The 19,344-nt window shown below is 30.4% G+C and carries 22 protein-coding genes and 1 riboswitch; of the genes, 10 read left to right on the top strand and 12 right to left on the bottom strand.

The window, feature by feature from the left end:
• Positions 1 to 3: 3 nt before the first annotated feature.
• A riboswitch (SAM riboswitch) is annotated at positions 4 to 67 on the top strand.
• 9 nt (positions 68 to 76) lie between these two features.
• Complete coding sequence (locus AC5SLL_RS01670; RefSeq protein WP_494586836.1) at positions 77 to 985, top strand: homocysteine S-methyltransferase family protein; 909 nt, start codon at positions 77 to 79, stop codon at positions 983 to 985.
• Here the strand turns inward: AC5SLL_RS01670 and AC5SLL_RS01665 are convergent, their stop codons facing one another.
• The 4 genes from AC5SLL_RS01665 to AC5SLL_RS01650 are packed head-to-tail and all read right to left on the bottom strand — an operon-like array spanning position 986 to position 4,222.
• The gene (locus tag AC5SLL_RS01665; protein ID WP_494586835.1) at positions 986 to 1,420 is read right to left on the bottom strand and encodes a DUF3726 domain-containing protein; all 435 of its coding nucleotides are present in this window, start codon (positions 1,418 to 1,420) and stop codon (positions 986 to 988) included.
• Positions 1,421 to 1,428: 8 nt separating this feature from the next.
• Positions 1,429 to 1,596 (bottom strand): DUF3726 domain-containing protein, encoded by a 168-nt coding sequence (locus tag AC5SLL_RS01660; RefSeq protein ID WP_494573466.1) that lies wholly within the window; start codon positions 1,594 to 1,596, stop codon positions 1,429 to 1,431.
• A gap of 5 nt (positions 1,597 to 1,601) precedes the next feature.
• Complete coding sequence (locus AC5SLL_RS01655) at positions 1,602 to 3,254, bottom strand: hypothetical protein (protein ID WP_494586834.1); 1,653 nt, start codon at positions 3,252 to 3,254, stop codon at positions 1,602 to 1,604.
• Positions 3,254 to 4,222 carry a membrane dipeptidase gene (locus AC5SLL_RS01650; RefSeq protein WP_494586833.1) on the bottom strand — a complete coding sequence of 323 codons (969 nt, stop codon included), beginning with the start codon at positions 4,220 to 4,222 and terminating at the stop codon, positions 3,254 to 3,256. The genes AC5SLL_RS01655 and AC5SLL_RS01650 overlap by 1 nt, the downstream gene beginning before the upstream one ends.
• Positions 4,223 to 4,336: 114 nt before the next feature.
• On the opposite strand from AC5SLL_RS01650, the gene purE reads away from it, so the two are divergent.
• The 4 genes from purE to AC5SLL_RS01630 all read left to right on the top strand — a co-directional run bounded on the left by purE (position 4,337) and on the right by AC5SLL_RS01630 (position 6,686).
• The gene (purE, locus tag AC5SLL_RS01645) at positions 4,337 to 4,828 is read left to right on the top strand and encodes a 5-(carboxyamino)imidazole ribonucleotide mutase (RefSeq protein ID WP_494586832.1); all 492 of its coding nucleotides are present in this window, start codon (positions 4,337 to 4,339) and stop codon (positions 4,826 to 4,828) included.
• A 7-nt stretch (positions 4,829 to 4,835) separates the two neighbouring features.
• A complete protein-coding gene (locus AC5SLL_RS01640) occupies positions 4,836 to 5,882 on the top strand; it encodes a 5-(carboxyamino)imidazole ribonucleotide synthase (protein ID WP_494586831.1) in 1,047 nt (348 codons plus the stop codon).
• A gap of 9 nt (positions 5,883 to 5,891) precedes the next feature.
• Positions 5,892 to 6,356 carry a GNAT family N-acetyltransferase gene (locus AC5SLL_RS01635; protein WP_494586830.1) on the top strand — a complete coding sequence of 155 codons (465 nt, stop codon included), beginning with the start codon at positions 5,892 to 5,894 and terminating at the stop codon, positions 6,354 to 6,356.
• Between the two features lie 123 nt (positions 6,357 to 6,479).
• Entirely contained in the window at positions 6,480 to 6,686 is a 207-nt protein-coding gene (locus tag AC5SLL_RS01630) for a cold-shock protein (RefSeq protein ID WP_008545539.1), read from the top strand.
• A gap of 81 nt (positions 6,687 to 6,767) precedes the next feature.
• On the opposite strand, the gene AC5SLL_RS01625 is transcribed toward AC5SLL_RS01630, so the two are convergent.
• On the bottom strand, positions 6,768 to 7,526 hold the full coding sequence (locus AC5SLL_RS01625) for an alpha/beta fold hydrolase (protein WP_494586829.1): 759 nt from the start codon (positions 7,524 to 7,526) through the stop codon (positions 6,768 to 6,770).
• 59 nt (positions 7,527 to 7,585) lie between these two features.
• On the opposite strand from AC5SLL_RS01625, the gene AC5SLL_RS01620 reads away from it, so the two are divergent.
• From AC5SLL_RS01620 to AC5SLL_RS01610, 3 genes are read left to right on the top strand one after another with little or no spacing between them, the layout of a single operon-like run.
• The gene (locus tag AC5SLL_RS01620) at positions 7,586 to 7,933 is read left to right on the top strand and encodes a cupin domain-containing protein (protein WP_494586828.1); all 348 of its coding nucleotides are present in this window, start codon (positions 7,586 to 7,588) and stop codon (positions 7,931 to 7,933) included.
• 36 nt (positions 7,934 to 7,969) lie between these two features.
• Positions 7,970 to 8,716, top strand: coding sequence for an aspartate/glutamate racemase family protein (locus AC5SLL_RS01615; RefSeq protein WP_494573458.1), 747 nt, complete (start codon positions 7,970 to 7,972; stop codon positions 8,714 to 8,716).
• A gap of 3 nt (positions 8,717 to 8,719) precedes the next feature.
• Complete coding sequence (locus tag AC5SLL_RS01610; protein ID WP_494586827.1) at positions 8,720 to 9,160, top strand: hypothetical protein; 441 nt, start codon at positions 8,720 to 8,722, stop codon at positions 9,158 to 9,160.
• On the opposite strand, the gene AC5SLL_RS01605 is transcribed toward AC5SLL_RS01610, so the two are convergent.
• Positions 9,150 to 9,464 (bottom strand): hypothetical protein, encoded by a 315-nt coding sequence (locus AC5SLL_RS01605; RefSeq protein ID WP_494586826.1) that lies wholly within the window; start codon positions 9,462 to 9,464, stop codon positions 9,150 to 9,152. The genes AC5SLL_RS01610 and AC5SLL_RS01605 overlap by 11 nt on opposite strands.
• A 106-nt stretch (positions 9,465 to 9,570) precedes the next feature.
• Here AC5SLL_RS01605 and AC5SLL_RS01600 point away from each other — a divergent pair, with 106 nt between their 5' ends.
• Complete coding sequence (locus AC5SLL_RS01600; protein ID WP_494586825.1) at positions 9,571 to 10,422, top strand: DMT family transporter; 852 nt, start codon at positions 9,571 to 9,573, stop codon at positions 10,420 to 10,422.
• Positions 10,423 to 10,426: 4 nt separating this feature from the next.
• Here AC5SLL_RS01600 and AC5SLL_RS01595 read toward each other — a convergent pair whose 3' ends face one another.
• The 4 genes from AC5SLL_RS01595 to AC5SLL_RS01580 are packed head-to-tail and all read right to left on the bottom strand — an operon-like array spanning position 10,427 to position 15,532.
• Positions 10,427 to 11,014: a sarcosine oxidase gene (locus AC5SLL_RS01595; protein WP_494586824.1), complete on the bottom strand. Its 588-nt coding sequence runs from the start codon at positions 11,012 to 11,014 to the stop codon at positions 10,427 to 10,429.
• Entirely contained in the window at positions 11,011 to 14,007 is a 2,997-nt protein-coding gene (locus tag AC5SLL_RS01590; RefSeq protein WP_494586823.1) for a sarcosine oxidase subunit alpha family protein, read from the bottom strand. The genes AC5SLL_RS01595 and AC5SLL_RS01590 overlap by 4 nt, the downstream gene beginning before the upstream one ends.
• A 1-nt stretch (position 14,008) precedes the next feature.
• A complete protein-coding gene (locus AC5SLL_RS01585) occupies positions 14,009 to 14,275 on the bottom strand; it encodes a sarcosine oxidase subunit delta (protein WP_494573453.1) in 267 nt (88 codons plus the stop codon).
• A complete protein-coding gene (locus tag AC5SLL_RS01580) occupies positions 14,276 to 15,532 on the bottom strand; it encodes a sarcosine oxidase subunit beta family protein (RefSeq protein WP_494586822.1) in 1,257 nt (418 codons plus the stop codon). It abuts the gene before it with no gap.
• A gap of 125 nt (positions 15,533 to 15,657) precedes the next feature.
• Here AC5SLL_RS01580 and AC5SLL_RS01575 point away from each other — a divergent pair, with 125 nt between their 5' ends.
• On the top strand, positions 15,658 to 17,343 hold the full coding sequence (locus AC5SLL_RS01575) for a formate--tetrahydrofolate ligase (protein ID WP_494586821.1): 1,686 nt from the start codon (positions 15,658 to 15,660) through the stop codon (positions 17,341 to 17,343).
• A gap of 2 nt (positions 17,344 to 17,345) precedes the next feature.
• On the opposite strand, the gene AC5SLL_RS01570 is transcribed toward AC5SLL_RS01575, so the two are convergent.
• Both AC5SLL_RS01570 and AC5SLL_RS01565 read right to left on the bottom strand, forming a co-directional pair.
• On the bottom strand, positions 17,346 to 18,137 hold the full coding sequence (locus tag AC5SLL_RS01570; protein ID WP_494586820.1) for a type 1 glutamine amidotransferase: 792 nt from the start codon (positions 18,135 to 18,137) through the stop codon (positions 17,346 to 17,348).
• Complete coding sequence (locus AC5SLL_RS01565) at positions 18,134 to 19,300, bottom strand: iron-containing alcohol dehydrogenase (RefSeq protein WP_494586819.1); 1,167 nt, start codon at positions 19,298 to 19,300, stop codon at positions 18,134 to 18,136. Before AC5SLL_RS01565 ends, AC5SLL_RS01570 begins: the two co-directional genes overlap by 4 nt.
• Positions 19,301 to 19,344 lie beyond the last annotated feature (44 nt).

Genomic DNA, 19,344 nt, shown 5'->3' with positions numbered 1-19,344 from the left:
GATAATTGGTAAAGGTAGTTGGACTATATTGTGCACCTGGCATAAAGCCAAAGCACTAAAAAAGTAAGGAGTAAGAATGGATATTAATTTTTTTAAAACAACACGAATTCTAGATGGTGGTATGGGGCAAGAATTATTAGCTCGTGGTATGAAGCCTAATGGAACATTGTGGAGTGCTAATGCATTACTTAAAGAAGAATATCATCAGCTATTATTAGATACTCATTTAGATTTTATTAAAGCTGGAGCTGAAGTTATTGTTACCACAACTTTTACAACTAGAAGGGTTAGGTTACGTGATAATAAAGTTGAGGATAAATTTGAATACCTAAATAAAAAAGCTGGGGAGATAGCTCAAAAAGCTAAAAAACAATTTCCACATATTTTTATAGCCGGGGGTCTTCCACCTCAATATTTAACTTACGAAGAAGATACGAGAGCAGATGAAGAAATTAAACAAAATTTTTATGATCAAGCAAAATTACTTGATCCATATGTTGACTTTTTTTATTTAGATGTTTTATCAAGTGTTAAAGAATTCAAACTAGCAATTGAAGCAATCCAGAATTTCAAAAAACCTTATCTGATGGGTGCGCACATATCTGAGGGTGTCAATCTTCCAAGTGGTGAAAAAATATCTGATATTATAAATAATATTGACCACAAAAATTTACTTGGGGTAATCTTGTCTTGTATTTCACCTGAAAATTTTTCTAAAAATTTGGAAGAGGTTAGAAATTTGGGTATTCCTTTTGGATTTAAGTTTAATGCATTTGAAACAACCAAGCCCAAAAATGGATATACTAATCACTATAATAAAAGCAAAACAGGAAATCCAAATGAGTTTTTAGGTCAAAGAAAAGATTTAACACCTGAATTTATGGCTAAATTTGTTAAAAAATTTAAAGATGATGGTGCTACTATTTTAGGTGGATGTTGTGAAACAAGGCCATCTCATATTAAAGCAATGAGTGAAATTAGATAGCTAATCGTTATCTGTTAATCCAGCACCAGCTCCACTTTGTTTTAATGACTCATTTTCTTCAACAAATGTTTCCTCTGAAAGTTTATAAAGTTCATTCCATTCTTCAATATTAAAGGAATCTCTATTTTCAATAACTTTAAAATAAATATTGTCAGCATTCTCAATAATTTCATTTTTTGTATAATTTGAATAAATATTATTATTAAAGTTTAATAGAAACTCTTTATCATCAATCTTTAAGAAAATTCTTTTTCCAATTACTGCTGTAGCTCGACTTATAAATGGTAAGAAAAGTAAAGGATAGAGTACCTTTTTAAAGTTTATCTGGTTTAAATTTTCTAAAGTTTTAATTTGATCTAAAACATTTACTCCAGCAATTATTGGACAATATCCGTCTCTATTTGCTATGTTGTCTTGATTAATCATACTAATCATATCAAGGCTTAATTTTTTTTTTTCTTAAAAAAACTATTAAGATTTTTAATTCCAGGCAGATTGAAAATCTCGAGCAATCTTATATTCTTTGCAACTTCTTCTGCAATGCCCCAGGAATAACCGGCAGCTCTACTTGCTCTTTTTGAAACAGTTTCAATTTCACTTAAAGACTTCATCTTCTTTAATTATAAACCCAATACTCGTCATAGTTTTTTAATTGTTCTGGTAAGGGCGCGCCTTGAAACATGCATATTCTTAACCATTTATCAGAGCGTGGATCAAATTTTAAAGCCCCAAAAAATGACAATTTTAATCTCAACATATCAATTGGTACAATTGTTTTACCAATTGTATTATCCTGTATTTCTGAATAAGGAAATTTTTCAACTATAAATGCCCTTCTAATAACATGTCTCAATTCGTTATTGGTTGATAAAAATTTAGCAATAGTCCAATTATTATTAGTTTCTAATAATACTTCATATAATCGTTTAATATCTCGAGCGATTGCAAGAGGCTGCTCTAATTCTGCACCCATTTCATCAAATCTATTTGCTAATCTTGGCTCCTCTTTATTTTTTGATATAAACCAAAAATTTAAATTATTTTCATCTTTAGAGAAATCTAAATCTAAAATATCTGGATATTTATTTTCTATAATTTTTCTTAATTCTTCTACAGTTCTATCAGTTGGAATATTAAAGTAATTTTCTTCCTCTGAGCTCATTCCTTTAATAAGTGATGAGACAATATCATCATATGGCTCCATCATCATTGAAACAACATACTCAATACATTCCTCACAATATTTCTTTTCTAAATGCGAGTACAATTCATTAAAAGCATAATCTTGATCAAAATCAAAATTTTGATCTAAAAACAAAATAAGTCTATTTAAATCTTCAAGTAAAGACTTAATCTTATTTATTTGATACTCACTCTCAGTATTCCAAGAAGTAATATTTTTTATTGATTTTTTTAAACATTCTAAAAAAATATTCTGATCTTTTTTTGATACTTTTTTTATTTCTCTTATTTTTTTTAGAGCAATTTCTCTTGCTGATATCCAATTATTTAAAAGTGTTGGATGATTAACAATAAATGGGGCCATGCCAAGTCCAGTTGAATTTCCAATACCTAAACTTTTACAAATATTTTCATCAAGCTTTACAGCTTTTTTTGGATTTTTAGTTTTTGCAACATGATTGACTTGATCAAAAGTAAATTGTCGAACTAAATAAACCAACATCATTTCCAGTCTAAAAGGTCCATATATTTCTTCTCTATCTTTAATTCTAAATCTATCTGCTAACCCAAACTTACCTGACCCATAAACTGCTGTAGTTCTATATAAATATCCGACACTATTTAGTAAATTTTTATCAGGTTGTTTGCCCTCACTTAAGTTTTCAACAACATGATTAAAAACTCTAACTGATTTATTGGCTCTGGATAGTGTTAATTCTTTAAAAGAAAGCCTTCCAAATTCTTGCTTTGGCACTTCATTTCTTAAACGTTCAATATCTTGTTTTGTAGGAACACCATCATGAAGTGTGAAGGCTGCGTCCCACTTTGTAGCAATTACTCTGTCTGATCTTTCACTTTCGTCTAATTCATTAGCAAAACAGATTAAGGAATACACTCTATTTTTTTTCTTAAATGAATAAACTGCTGTTCCATACCCTTTCTCATTTAATTCAAATAAATCTCTTTTATAATCCCAGTCTTTAAACTCATTTAAAAAACTTCTTAAAAATGAAAGTTTAGATTGATGAAATGATCCAAGTCTAGATAATTTCATTACTACATTGGGATCTCTTAGCTCAACATTCATTAATTCAGACCTTTGTAAAAATTATACCAATTATTTCCTAGAATTCCGTTTACTTCATTTTCTGAAAAGCCAACTTTTTTAAGGCCAGCTTCTATATTTTTAAAACCTCTTGCATCTAAAAACCATTTTGGTTGCTCAGGAAAACCTGGTTTATTTTTAGAACCTTCTCCATAATTTCTATTTTTTGTCCAGGTACCATTTCTCATCCACTCAACAACAGTGTCTGGTTGATTCAAACAAAGATCAGAGCCAATTCCAATATATTCTGCTCCCATTATTTCAGCAGTTTTTGCTGCCATTTCACAAAAACTATCTAGCGTACAATTTTTGCCATTTTTTAAATGATGTGAATAAAGAGACAGTCCTAACATTCCTTTATTTTCAGATAAAATTTTTAAAAGTTCATTAGATTTATTTCTTTTTGCTGGGTGCCAGAATGATGGATTGGCGTGAGTGATTGCAATTGGTTTTTCACTTATTTTAATTGCATCAATTGTACTCTTTTCCGCAGAATGAGACATGTCAATTACAAATCCCAGTCTGTTCATTTCTTTAATTACTTCTCTTCCAAAATTTGTTACTCCACTATCTGTATTTTCATAACAGCCTGTGGCTAGTAACGATTGATTATTATAAGTTAATTGCATAAATCTGCAGCCAAGATTATATACCTTTTCAACTAAGCTAATATCGTCTTCTATAGGAGAACAATTTTGAAAACCAAAAAATATTGCCGTTTTATTTTCTAATTTTGCTTTTTCAATATCTTTAAAATCTTTACCATGAAATATAAGGTCTGAATTTTTTGTAAAATGATCTTCCCATTGTTTAACCACTGTTTTTAACTCATCAAAATCTTCATGATAAACAATAGTTACGTGTATCGCATCAAGACCTGCTTCCCTATTAATTTGAAAAACTTCTCTAGACCAATTGCAGTATTGCAAGTTATCAATTTTGAAATTCATAATGATTTTATTTGTTATAAAGAATATCAATAAGTTGAATAAATTCTATTAATTTTATTGAATTATTTAGCTTAATTTGAAATAACAATTTAAGTTAAGATGGAATTAGATTAAATGAGCAAAAATAATAAAAAAAAAGTATCAATTGTAATGGGTAGTCAATCTGACTTTAAAACCATGATATTTTGTGAAAAAGCGCTCAAAAAATTAAATATAAAATATGAAACTAAAATCATATCAGCTCATCGAACACCAGATCGAATGTATCAATACGCTAAAGATGCGGAAAAAAATAATATAGGGGTTATTATAGCTGGTGCTGGTGGTTCAGCTCATTTACCAGGAATGATTTCTGCACTTACATCAATACCAGTTTTAGGAGTTCCAATTGAAAGTAAAAAACTTAAAGGACTAGATAGTCTTTTATCAATAGCTCAAATGCCAAAAGGTATACCAGTAGGTACTTTAGCAATTGGTGAGGATGGTGCAATTAATGCTGCGTTATTAGCGGCATCTATAATTGGAATAAATGATCTTGTTGTAAAAAAAAAATTAGATCAATGGCGCTCAAGTCAAAGTAAAGCTGTTAAAAAAAAACCTAAATAATTTACATATGTTTAAACCAACTCTTGGAATAATAGGCGGAGGTCAATTAGGTAGCATGCTAGCAGTTGCAGCAAAAAAATTAGAAATTAAAACTGTAATTTTTTGCGATGATGTAGACGCTCCTGCCCAACAATTTGCAAATGATTTTCTTCATGGAGAATATAATGATCAAAATAAGATTAAAGAATTCATTAGCAAAGTTGATGTTATTACTTATGAATTTGAAAATATTCCTTATGAGACACTAAAAGAAATCAATAAGATTAAACCTGTTTTGCCAAAACCTTCAGTTAATAGAATAATTCAACATAGATTAGCAGAAAAAGATTTCATTAATAATTTGAATATTAGAACTACAAGATACGTTTCAATTGAAAAAAAATCTGAAATAGAGTCTGTTGAGGATCTTTTGCCTGGAATTCTTAAAACTGTAACTTTGGGGTATGATGGTAAAGGCCAACATCCAATTCAAAATTTAGAAGCTTTAAATTCTCTGAATATTGATTATTCAAAAGGTTATGTTTTAGAAAAATTAGTCAAACTCAAAAAAGAAATTTCAATTATTATTACAAGATTTGATGTTCGAAAATATGAAATATATGAACCTATTGAAAATGTACATGAAGATCAAATTTTAAGAAGCTCTAAAATACCAGCAGAGATTAATGAAAAAATATTAGAACAATCAAAATTATGGGCAACACAAATTGCTGAAGAACTAAAGTATGTGGGAACTTTGTGTGTTGAGTTTTTCATAGACAGAAATGAAAATTTATATGTAAATGAAATAGCACCACGAGTGCATAACTCTGGCCATTTAACTATTAATGCCTATAATATTAGTCAGTTTGAAAATCATATAAGAGCTGTTTGTAAATTAGATCAACTACCTATTAAAAAAATTTCTGATGCCCGAATGTTAAATATAATTGGAAATCAAATAATTAATTATAGAGACAAAAAATATGCTGAAAATGAATTTTTCTTTGACTATTTAAAAAAAGAAATTAAAGAAAAAAGGAAAATGGGCCACTTAACAACTTTAATTAGTTAAAAAATTTTCATGTTAAAATCAATTGAAGGTAATTTTGATCATCCAGAGGTTAATTCACTTTTAGTTAAGCATTTTATAGAACTGAGATCTGTATCACCAGAGGGAAGTGCTCATGTACTTGATATCGCAGGATTAAAAAATCCTACTATAAAATTTTGGAGCTTATGGGAAGATGAGAAGTTAATGGGTTGCGGAGCTCTTAAATTTTTAGATAAAGAGCATGGTGAGTTTAAATCTATCAGAGTTAATGATAAATTTAGAGGCAAAGGTAATGGAATAAAGGTTATCAATCACCTAATTTTTGAGGCTAAAAAGTTAAATATTAAGAAATTAAGCCTGGAAACTGGATCAGGTGTTTTCTTTAAAAATGCTAGAAAACTTTTTACCCAATCTGGATTTAAAGTTACTGGGCCCTTCTCGCACTACAAAGAAGACATCAATTCGGTTTATATGAGCATGCTAATAAACAACTAAAAAAGTTTAAATTAGATAAATATTCTATTTTTTGTTGACAAAACCTCTATAAATCTAAACAAAGCGATAATTACTTAATTATAAGTAATAAAAAGTAACATAATAAAAAGTAAGAAGATAAATATGAGTCTACAAGGAAAAGTAAAATGGTTCAATCCAACTAAAGGTTTTGGTTTTATTGAAAGAGAAGATAAAGAAAAAGATGTATTCGTTCACGTTTCAGCTGTAAGAGATGCTGGTATGAATGGTTTAGATGAAGGTCAAGCTTTGACTTTCGATGTTGAAGATGGTCCTAAAGGTCCTTCTGCAGTAAATTTAAAAACTGCATAATTTTCACACTTTTTATTGGCTGCAATTTTTTAATTAAATTAATTTTTTAATTATTTAGCTAAATATTTCAGCCAATACCAATCAGTTTTTTTTAAGAAAATTACTTACTATTGAATTAAATTCATCTGGCTTCTCTAAATGAACATTGTGAGAGCAGCCATCAACTATTCTAAGATCGCTATTTATAATATTTTCTTTTAAAGTTTCTACTTGATTGTAATTATATGCTTTGTCTTGATTTCCCCAAATTATCAAAGTTTCGTTCTTAATATTTTTTAAATTTTTAATACCACTCCAATTTTTCATAGCAACAAGAGCATTGTCTGCAGCCTCTAAAGAAGTTTGCTTTCCCGCCTCTTCACATAAGTAAAAATATTTAGATTTATCCTCTTCAATGAACCATGTTTTTGCAATTCTATAAGCTGTATTATCCAGTCCATTAGTTTTTAGCTTTTCTCTAGAAACATCTATAGTTTCAAATCTACCAGGCATATTCCCTCTTGGTCCTGTACCATAACAAATTAACTTTAAGATTTTTTCACCTACTAACTTAACCATTTCTTGTACAATCATGCCACCCATTGAGTGACCCAATAGATAAAAGCGTTCTATTTTCTTTTTTTCTAAAGATGTCAATATAGATTTGGCCATATCTTCAATTGAATTGCATGATTTAACTTTATTACTTTTTCCAAAACCAGGTAGTGCTGGAGCCAAAACTCTAAAATTATTTTTAAAAAAGTCAGTTTGTAAAGTCCACATTTCAGAGGATCCTAAAAAACCATGCACTAATACCAGTGGAGCACCACTTCCAACATCTTCAATAAATATATCTTGCATATTTATATTTTATTAATAATCATCAGATATAACAATTTAATAATAAGTAACTAACAAGCATGACAAGTAGAAAAATAACTGACCTTTATAATGTTGAATTCACTCCATTTGATAATTATGGGGTAGTTGTGCCTGGAATGAGTTGGCATAAAATAAGTTATAATAAAGAAAATGGTGGTAATGGAACTTATCTTTTAAAGATGGAGCCAAATACAAAAAGTTTGCCCCATGTTCATACGGGTTTTGAGGAGTTTTTGATGTTAGAAGGTGAATTAACTGATCCAGATAATAAGATTTTTAAAAAAGGTGATTTTGTTACTTTCGAACCAGGCTCAACACATTCGTCTTATACTAAAGATGGTTGCTTAATTTTAGTTTTTATGAGAGGTATCAATAAACCTCTTTAGGAAATATTAAATAAATTTAATAAAAAATATATATTTATGATTGGAATTTTAGGTGGAATGGGAACTCAAGCAGGGCTTGATTTTTGCAATAAACTTGCAATGTTAAATAGAGGAAAAAGTGATCAAGAATACCCTCTATTCATGCTTTATAACAAGTCAAATATTCCTGGAAGACCAGAATCTATAGGTGTTCAAACTAAATTATTATCTACAATTCCAAGGAATTCCAAAAATACAAAAAAATACAATAGCGTTTTAAAAAGTTTGTTAGAGGGTTGTAAATCATTAGAAAAAAGTGGGTGCAAATTTATTGTGATACCCTGTAATACTGCACACTATTGGTATGAAGATTTAAAAAAAAAAATCAAGATACCTGTCATTAACATGCCTAAAGAAGTTTTTACACAAACAAAAAAGAGTTGTAAGAAAAATTCTAAAATTGGACTTCTTGCAACAGAAGGAACTTTAAAAACAGAGATTTATGATAAGATTTTTAAAAAAGATTTTGTGTTAATTAAACCTTCAAATAATTTACAAGCAAGTTCAGTAAATAAAACTATTAAACATGTAAAAATGGGGAATATAAAATTGGCAGAAAAAACTATCAAACCTGCAATTAAATATTTAATTAAACAAAAGTGTAAAAAAATAATACTTGGATGTACTGAGATACCTATAGCAATTTTTGCTTATAAATCTCTACAAAATGCTAAAGTTTCAAAATTGTATCTTGATCCTAATTTAATATTGGCTAACTCATGTATGGCAAAATATAAAAAATAGAAAATGAGCGAAAAAGTCAAAAAGCCATATGTTATATATATGGCTGAAATTATTTACTCTTATGTTTCCATCGAAAAAAACAAATATCCAGAAATCGATGTAAAACAAGCTATTAATAAATTCATGGAAACTAATGAATTTGCAAAATTAAGTACTGGCGCATTACATGATGAATGGTTTAGTGAATTAAAAAAAAATGAATATTTAGACAAAGATACTGGAAAAAAAATACCAGATGAAACCATCAAACTTTTAAAAATTCAAAAAGATATGACTGTTAAAAATTTAATTAAAATTCCTAAACTTTACGAGACTGAAAATAATACTCTCATTGATGTATCTAATAGAGCAAACCAATTCTTATGGCGTATGTGTGAAAGTTATGAACTTTGGTGCAAAGAAACTGGGCAATCAGAGCAACTTTTATTGGGTATTACTGATTAGCTAAATTAATAATTTTACTTGTTTTTTCTATTTTATTTTTTACTAAAGCAATAAACTCATCATAGTTTTGCTCTTCATCAATTTTTGATTTTTTTCTATCTGTAAAACTTTTTATATTTTCAGTAGGAGATTTTCCTGTAATTTTTGTAATTGCTTGGTTCGATCCATATGTAAGACCAGCTTGATAGATATTACCATTACTAGCCAATGTATAAGCTGGTCCCAATAAAGCTGTACCTTGTACACACCCATTAAGAAAAAATAGCAAAAATAATCCAGCAAATATTTTTTTTAGACTCATCATTCTCCCTCTTGATCCTAAGTATTTAAAAGCACAACTCAAGAGAGAAAGTGTTCATTTTGCATATTAATCCCTAATATTGCTATTAAATATGGCCTATAACCTTGATATGGTTAAAATTTTCCCATTCATTTTTATTATTTTGTGGTCCTCAGCATTTGTGACAACAAAACCAATAATAGATAACAGTGATCCTTTTGCTGCATTAGCCTTTAGATTTTTTGTGGTAGCATTTGGTTTCTTTATTTTTTCAATTTATGCAAAACAAAAAATTTTAACTAACTCGAAAAACCTTCTGCAGTCACTTTTGAGTGGAGTACTTTTTCATGGTGTTTATTTAGGGGGTGTTTTTTATTCAGTTTCAATTGGAATGCCCACTGGTATTGCTGCATTAATTGTAACCTTGCAGCCAATTTTAACTAATGCTTTAGCAGGAAAATTCTTAGGTGAAAAAGTTACTTTTATACAATGGATTGGAGTTATCCTCGGATTTATTGGTGCTGCTTTAGTTTTAGGTTTTGATATTGGATCAAGCCTTCCTGTTTTTGGAGTGGTAGCATCTTTTGTTGCTCTTCTGGCGATTACAACATCTACTTTATGGCAAAAAAAAATAAGCAACAATTTACCTTTGTCTGTCAGCAACATGTATCAAGCAATAGGTGGCTGTTCTTTTCACATAATAATCATTTTAATTTTTAGTGAACCTTATATTAATTTTACATCCACATTCTTAATAGCAATGAGTCATCAAATATTTCTTGTGTCTTTTGGAGCATTTACAATCTTAATGTTTTTAATTAAAAATAACTCAGCAAGTAAAACTGTTTCTATATTTTTTTTAATACCACCAACTACAGCAATAATGGCCTGGTTATTTTTAAATGAAAAATTAAATAATCTAGATTTAATTGGTTTTGCTGTGGCAACTCTTGGTGTTTATATAGCAACAAGAAAGCAATAAATTTTTAAACTCCTTTATAGCCAAACTCTAAGCAAGCATCAGTAATTGAATGGTAAAAGGATTCTCCAAAACTTCTTAATGTGAACATTCTAACTTTATCTGGATTGTCTTCTAACATATCAATTGTAACCGACATTCCGTTATAAATTGAATTTAAACATGTATCTTTTTTTAATTCATTAAAATTAAAAGGACATCCCTTTTTTAAAATCTCTTTTGTATTGTTTCCCTCTATTTGAATTATTGCTCTGCTATGAGATATATCTGTTATAGCAAAATCTGTTACTGGTAATTTTTCATTAATTTCTTTTATAGTTTCTTTTTTTGAAGAAACTAAAAGCCAGTTATTTGGGCCATTCCATAAAATTCTTGTATTAGTGTTACAGCTTATATTTAGAGCTTCGTTTTTTAAGTTCAGATTATCTAACCTAATATTTTCAATAGCTATTGTAGAACTGCTATATTTAAAAATTTGAATAATTAGAAAATCAGTTAATTCACTTACTTTTAACAACTCATTATCATTTTTTCCTTCATGATCACCAAATAAACCTTTGATATGAGTATTTTTTAAAGCAGAAATTGAGCTCATGACCTTACCCTTTCACCTTTTGGATCTACATAATGTGATGAAACAATCTCAACCGGTATTGTTTTATTTTTTAAAGGTGACATTGCAAATAGTTTTTGCCCTATCATATTTTTTCCATCCTTGAGAATTGCTAAGGAAAACGGATTATCGTATTCAACACTCCAGCAAGATGCTGAAATATATCCTAATTTAGGATTTGGGATTGGAGCCATTGCGTCTTTAACTAAATGAGATCCTTCAGGGATACTTGTTTTCTTATCAATTGGAACAACTCCTACTACCTTTTGTCTATCGTCTGCTATAAATGCTTCTCTATCTAAAGAACGTTTTCCTATAAAGTCTTTCTTTTTACTGACCAATGCTTCTAAAGAGTTGTCATAAGGAATAGTTCTACCATCAAGTTCGGATCCTGCAATGTGTCCCATTTCAATTCTTAATGTTGATAATGCTTCAGTTCCATAGGGTTGAATTTTAAATTCTTGTCCTATTTCCATTATTTTCTCCCACATAAAGTTTCCATTATCAGATTCTACATTAACTTCATAAGCAAGCTCTCCTGAAAATGAAATTCTAAAAATTCGTGCATGAACTCCAAATAAATCAGCCTCTAAATACCCCATAAAAGGCAACCCTTCATTTGAAGCATCAATATTTGGAAATAGTTTTTGCAATAAATCTCTAGATTTTGGTCCAGCGATTGCAGCTCCTGCCCATTGCTCTGTAGTTGAAACAACATTTGCATTTAGTTCTGGCCATACAAGTTGTAGATAATATTCAAGATGAGATAAAACATTTGCTGCTTGTGCTGTTGTTGTTGTCATATGATAATGATTTTCAGAAATCCTCGTTGTTGTTCCATCATCCATAACAATTCCATCTTCTCTTAACATTACACCGTATCTAGCTTTACCAACGGGCAGTTTTAACCAAGCATTAGTATAAACTCGATTTAGTAGTTCTGCTGCATCAGGTCCTTTAATATCAATTTTACCTAAAGTAGTTACATCGCAAACTCCTACATTTGTTCTAACATTTTTAGCTTCTCTTTTTGAACCTTCAAATAAAGTTTCTTCTCCAATTTTATAATATCTTGGTCTCAACCAAACACCTGCATCTACAAACACTGCATTATTTTTTTCATGCCAAGTGTGCATCGGTGATTTTCTTGTTGGTTTAGAATGTTTGCCAATTTCTCTTCCAACAATTGCACCAATAGTAACTGGTGTATATGGAGGTCTAAAAGTTGTATGACCTACTTCTGGCACTATTTTATTTTCGATGTTTGAAACTAGTTGCAAACCGTTGAGGTTACTTGTTTTTCCTTGGTCTGTAGCCATTCCTAGTGTCGTGTATCTCTTTACATGCTCTATTGATCGATAACCTTCTTTTAGTGCAATTTCTACATCGGACACTGCTACATCGTTTTGAAAATCTAAAAATCTTTTATATGTTTTGTCTTTAGGCAAAGGTACACACCAAAATTTATCATGTGTAGTTGATTTTTTCTCCATAACTGTTGGGGTTGATGTTTTGTTTTCATTTTTAGTAATTTTTTTTGAAAGTTCATATCCACTTTCAAATGATTTTTTTAAAGTTTCTTCTAATGTGAAAGTTCCATTTGCAGCACCCAAGGTTGTTTCATTTTGTTTTGATAGTCCTGGCACGAATGCATCTATCTCTTTATTAAAAGTTGTTTTATTTCCTGATTGGGAAGCTAAGTGTATTGTTGGAGTCCAAAAGCCTGAAACACAAATACAATCACAATTAATATTTTCTAAAGCTCCTAATTTTTTTTTATCATCTGAAATTTTAGCAACCTCAGCAGATTTAACTTTTTTATATCCTTTGGCTGCAACAACTACGTAAGAAAATTTAATTTGAATATTTAATTTTTTTGCTTCATCTATAATTTCAGATTTTAGTTCTTTTCTCGTGTCTAAAACAACTGGATCAACTCCATTTTTTTTAAATTCTATAGCTGTTTCATATCCGCTATCATTATTAGTAAAAATTAATGGTTTTTTACCTACTAAAACCCCGTAGACTTTTAAATATTCTTTTGCTGCTGAAGACAACATCACACCTGGTGTATCATTGTTTCCAAATACTAATGGTCTTTCAATTGATCCAGATGAAATTACAACTTCTTTAGCTCTGATATACCATAATCTTTGTTTAGGATTATATTTTTTAGTATTAGGCAAATGATCACTTAATTTTTCAGACATCACGAGCATATTGTGGTCATAATAACCAAATACTTGAGATCTATTTTTAACAATAACATTGGGCAATTCTTTAAGTTCTGAAATTATATTATCTGCCCACTCTTTTCCTGATTGATTACCAATATTAACTTCACTAGTTAACAATGATCCACCAAACCTTGGTTTATCCTCTGCTAATATAACTCTGGCACCATTTTTAGCTGCAGCATATGCACTTGCTAAACCAGAAGGTCCTGAACCTGCAACTAGTAAATCACAGTACTCATATTTATGTTCGTATCTCTCTTTATCATGTTTAATTGATGCTACCCCAAGTCCTGCCGCTTTTCTTATAAAAGGTTCATAAACTTTGTACCAAAAGCTTTTGGGCCACATAAAAGTTTTGTAATAAAATCCTGCAGGTAAAAATATTTTTAGAAAATTATTTATAGCTCCAATATCAAAATTAACACTTGGCCAGCAATTGACACTGTTAGCTTCTAAGCCTTCAAACAACTCTTGTTCTGTAGCTTTTACATTAGGTTCAGTTTCATTATTTCTATAGAGTTGGACAACTGCATAAGGTTCATCCACTCCCGCTCCAAAAAAGCCTCTGGGTCTATGATACTTAAAGCTTCTTCCAATTAAATGAACTCCATTAGCTAATAAGGCTGAAGCCAGCGTATCCCCTTCATAACCAAAGTATTTTTTACCATTAAATTTAAAAGAAATCTTTTTGTCTCTATTTATTAAACCAATATCATTTAATCTATAATCCTGTTTCATACTAAAGTTCTTCATTTGCTTTAACTGTTTTGAATATTTCGTGAGTTGCAGTGTCTCTTTCTACTTTAATCCACTGTCTACATCCTGATATATGTTGCCATAACTCTTTGTGTTTTCCTCTTAAGCTTTTTCTATTATAGACAAAATTATTCCAATCTTGGTCTGAAACTTCCTTATTAAGCTCTGGTCTTTTAACAGTTGCATCTCCACCATATGAAAATTCATTTTGAGATCTCATCCCACAGTGAGGACATTTAATATGGAGCATTTATGAAATCCATGTTTTAGTTCCAAGTCCTTTTTCATCTAGTAAGTGACCTGTGTTAAATCTATTCAAACTATACCCAGCATTTAATTTGTGAACTCTATCTTGTGCAATTGTATGTGCGAATGTCCATCCTGATGCAGGTGTTGCTTTAAACCCACCATAACACCATCCACAATTTAAATACAATCCTTCAATATGAGTTTTATCTATTATAGGTGAACCATCCATAGACATATCCATTATCCCACCCCAAGTTCTGAGCATTTTTAGTTTGCTAAGAAACGGCATCATTGCAATTCCTTCGGTTAAAACATGTTGAAGAGTTGGAAGGTTACCTCTTTGTGCATAACTATTATAGCCATCTAAATCTCCTCCCATTACCATCTCACCTTTGTCTGACTGACTTATGTAAAAATGACCCGCACCAAAAGTTACAACTCTATCTAAAACAGGCTTAACTGGTTCTGAAACACAAGCTTGTAAAAGATGTGTTTCAATTGGCAATGTCATATTTAATTTCTCTGCTAAAATATTTGTACTGCCTGCAACACAAAGTCCAATTTTTTTAACTTTAATATCTCCACGTGAAGTTCTAACTCCCTGGATTTTTCCACTCACAACATCAAAACCTGTTACTTCACAATTTTGAATTATATCTACACCCATAGAATCTGCTTGTCGTGCATATCCCCAAGCTACCGCATCATGACGAGCAGTACCTGCACTGGGTTGCATCAATCCACCAAATATAGGAAACCTTACATTGTCTGAAAAGTCAGCCATTGGAATAATTTCTTTCACTTCTTCTCTATTTAATAAAACTGCGTCGATACCATTTAATCGCATTGAGTTTCCTCTTCTTGCAAAAACATTCATCTGGGCATCTGAGTGAGCAAGGTTAATAATTCCTCTTGGGGAAAACATTACATTGTAATTTAAATCCTGGCTCATCTTTCTCCACAAATCCATTCCAAATTCACTAAATAAAGCGTTATCATCATGCATGTAGTTTGATCTAATGATTGTGGTATTTCTTCCAACATTTCCTCCTCCTATCCATCCTTTTTCAATAATGGCGACATTGGTAATATTGTGCTCTTTTGCTAAATAATAAGCGGTTGCTAGACCGTGTCCACCTCCACCAATTATGACAACATCATACTCTTTTTTAGGAGTAGGATCTTTCCAGGCTAAATCCCAATTTTGATGACCAGAAAAAGCATTTTTGATCAAATTAAATATAGAATATTTTTGCATTAAATAATTTTATACAAACGAATATAAATAGTTCTTATTTTTTTTATATATATTTTTTAGAAGTTTCCAAAAAATTATAATAGGATATCAATTGAGCATTAAAAATTAATTTTATAGGAGTTTAAATGAGCGAAGTTAAGTCAGATATTCAAATAGCTAGAGAAGCTAAAATGCAACCTATAAATGATATTTTAGCAAAGATAAATGTACCTGATGAAAGTGCTGCTTTTAGTCCAATGGGAAGGCACATTGCAAAAATTAATTTAGAATATTTAGATACTTTAAAAAATAAACCAAATGGAAAACTTGTATTAGTAACAGCAATCACTCCTACTCCAGCTGGTGAAGGAAAAACAACAACTTCTGTTGGTTTAAATGATGGATTAAATAAAATTGGAAAAAAATCTATTGTTTGTTTAAGAGAACCAAGCCTTGGTCCCTCTTTTGGAATGAAAGGTGGAGCAGCAGGTGGTGGTTATGCTCAAGTAGTTCCAATGGAACAAATTAATTTACATTTTACTGGAGATTTTCATGCAATAACATCAGCTCATAATTTGCTGTCAGCCTTAATTGATAATCATATCTATTGGGGAAATAAATTAGACATCGATGTTAGAAGAATTGTTTGGAAAAGAGTAATAGATATGAACGATCGTTCTTTAAGATCTATAAATATAAACTTAGGTGGAGTTGCAAATGGTTTTCCAAGAGAAGATGGTTTTGATATAACAGTTGCATCTGAAATCATGGCAATCTTTTGCTTATCAAATGATTTAGAAGATTTAGAAAAGAGAATAGGAAATATTACAATTGCCTATACTAGAGATAGAAAACCTATTTATGCTAAAGACTTAAAAGCACAAGGACCAATGACAGTATTATTAAAAGATGCAATTAGACCTAATGTTACTCAAACTTTAGAAAATAATCCTGCAATTATTCACGGTGGCCCTTTTGCAAACATTGCTCATGGCTGCAATTCTGTAATTGCTACAAAGACTGGATTAAAACTTGCTGACTATGTTGTTACAGAAGCTGGATTTGGTGCAGACCTTGGTGCAGAAAAATTCCTTGATATTAAATGTAGAAAATCAGATTTAAAACCTAGCTGTGTTGTAATTGTTGCAACTATTAGAGCATTAAAAATGCATGGTGGTGTAGCAAAAGATGATCTTAAAACAGAAAACGTAGAAGCCTTAAAAAAAGGTTTAGTTAACCTTCAAAGACATGTGGAAAATGTAAAGAAATTTGGTTTACCAGTTGCAGTGGCTGTTAATCATTTTATTAAAGACACAGATAACGAAGTAAAAGCATTAATAGAATTTTGTGACACTATTGGAGTTAAAGCAAGTCTTTGTACTCATTGGGCAAATGGTGGTGAAGGTACAAAAGAACTTGCAAGTCATGTTGCTGAATTATGTGAGAAAAATGAAGATAAATTCAAATTTTTATATGAGAGTAAAACTCCTCTATTTAAAAAAATAGAGACAATTGCAAAAGAAATTTATAGAGCGGATGAAGTTATTGCTGATACCAAAATTAGAGATCAATTAAAAAGCTTTGAAGAAGCTGGCTATGGAGATTTTCCAATTTGTATTGCAAAAACTCAATACAGCTTTTCAACAGACCCAAGCTTAAAAGGCGCACCCACAGGTCATGCTTTGCCAATTAGAGAGATTAAACTTTCTTCAGGAGCAGAGTTTATTGTTGTGATATGTGGAGCTGTTATGACTATGCCTGGACTACCAAGAGTTCCAGCAGCAGACTCGATTAAGCTAAATAAAGATGGTGAAATTGAAGGTTTATTTTAAAATTAGTTTCTTAAATAATTAAGCCAATTTCTAACTTCACATGTTCTATTATTAAAATCCAATAGTTCATTTTGAGATTTTATATATGAGATATGGCTTTCATATTCTTCTTCATTTAAAAAATTTTTATTTACAAATAGTCGCTCTTTACGACCAGCAATAAGTTTGAGCATCTGAAAATATTCATAATCAGGATGATATTGTAAGCCAATAATTTCAGAATTTCCTACATTAAAGGTAACACCCATTACATTATTAACTTTATCACTTGATAAAAGAATAGCATTTTTTGGCAATTCAGTTACTTCATCAAAGTTAAATGCTGGTGATGTAAAAATTTGTTTTTTATTTTTGTATATAAAGTGTTTTTCACCTTCATTATTAATAATTACATCTGATGCAATTCCAATATGGGCACCATTTTTTCCAGGGTTTACTTTACCCCCAGCTGCTGCTGTGCAGACTTGTAACCCCCAACAAATTGCTAAAATCTTCTTTTTTTGAGAAAAACAATTAGATGCAAAATTGATATGTTTCTTAATTACATCCGTCATATCATTTATTCTCATTGCACCACCAGTAAATACAATACCATTATATTTACTCATATCTTTTAGAGCATTTGCTGTCTCATCATCATGACCAGGATTTATAATTTCTGTATTTGTTGATGGTTCTATTTTTAAAATTAGATTTTTTAAATTGTCTGCTGCAGAGGCACCAGCTGCTTTAATAAAAAACTCACTATCTTCTCTAATATTTCCTTCAACAATTAAAATATTTAAATTACTCATTTAAACAATTCGCCAGTCATACTGTGCTGGTACATTATCCTCATATCATCTTCTGTTAATTTTTTAGGATTTCCTCCAGTAGATGGGTCTGCTAAAGCCATTTTTGATAATCTATCAAGATCAAAATCTTTTTCCTCAATCACTTCTGATAGTTTATGAGGCATATCAAGTTTTTTTCTTAAATCTAAAACCCAGTTAACAAAACCATCAAAAGATCTATCTTTAAGTTCTAAATAATTGGAAATCTTAATTATCTTCTCTTCGATAACATCTTTATTAAATGTTAAAACATAAGGCATGAATATTGCATTCGATAAACCGTGATGAACATTATTTAATGCATTAACAGGATGACTTAGAGAGTGAATTGCACCTAAACCCTTTTGAAAAGCTGTTGAGCCCATACTGGCTGCAGTTAACATGTTTTGTCGTGCTTCAATATTAGATCCATTATTAACAGCTTCTAATAGCCATTTATTAATTAACCTCATTCCTTCTAAAGCAATTCCATCTGCCATTGGGTGATAACTTGGCGCACAATAAGCTTCTAAATTGTGTGCTAGTGCATCCATCCCAGTTGCAGCTGTCATTTTTGATGGCAACCCAACTGTTAAAACTGGATCTAAAATAACTATTGAAGGTAAAAATTTTGGATGAAAAATAATATTTTTTACACCTGTTTCTTCATTTAAAATTACAGATGCTCGTCCTGTTTCAGAACCCGTACCTGCAGTTGTAGGTACTGCAATAATTGGTGCAATTTTATCTGAATTTGCTTTGGTCCAATTATCTCCAACATCTTCAAAATCCCAGATAGGCAGAGTTTGACCTGACATAAATGCAATTGCCTTACCAACATCTAAGCCACTACCTCCTCCAAAAGCTATTACTCCATCACAATTGTTTTTATTATAATAATCAGCTCCCTCAGTTACATTTGTACCATTCGGGTTACCTACTACATTTGAATATAATGCAGTAGTAATTCCATTCTCTTTTAAAATTGATAAAGTATTTTTAACAATATCTGATTGTGCCAATCCATTGTCAGTAACAAGTAATGGTTTTTTAATATCTAAATTTTTACATGCTAGAGCAATGTCATTAATTCTATTATCGCCTACCCACATTGTTGTAGGGTAATTCCAGTTGTATTTATGCATATTATTGTTTAATGTTTTTAAAATTAAATATTGTATATCACCTT

This window comes from Candidatus Pelagibacter sp. PS_43 (assembly GCF_059417795.1).
The sequence above is the reverse complement of the archived record's forward strand: the minus strand, read 5'-3'. Positions and strand labels throughout refer to the sequence as shown.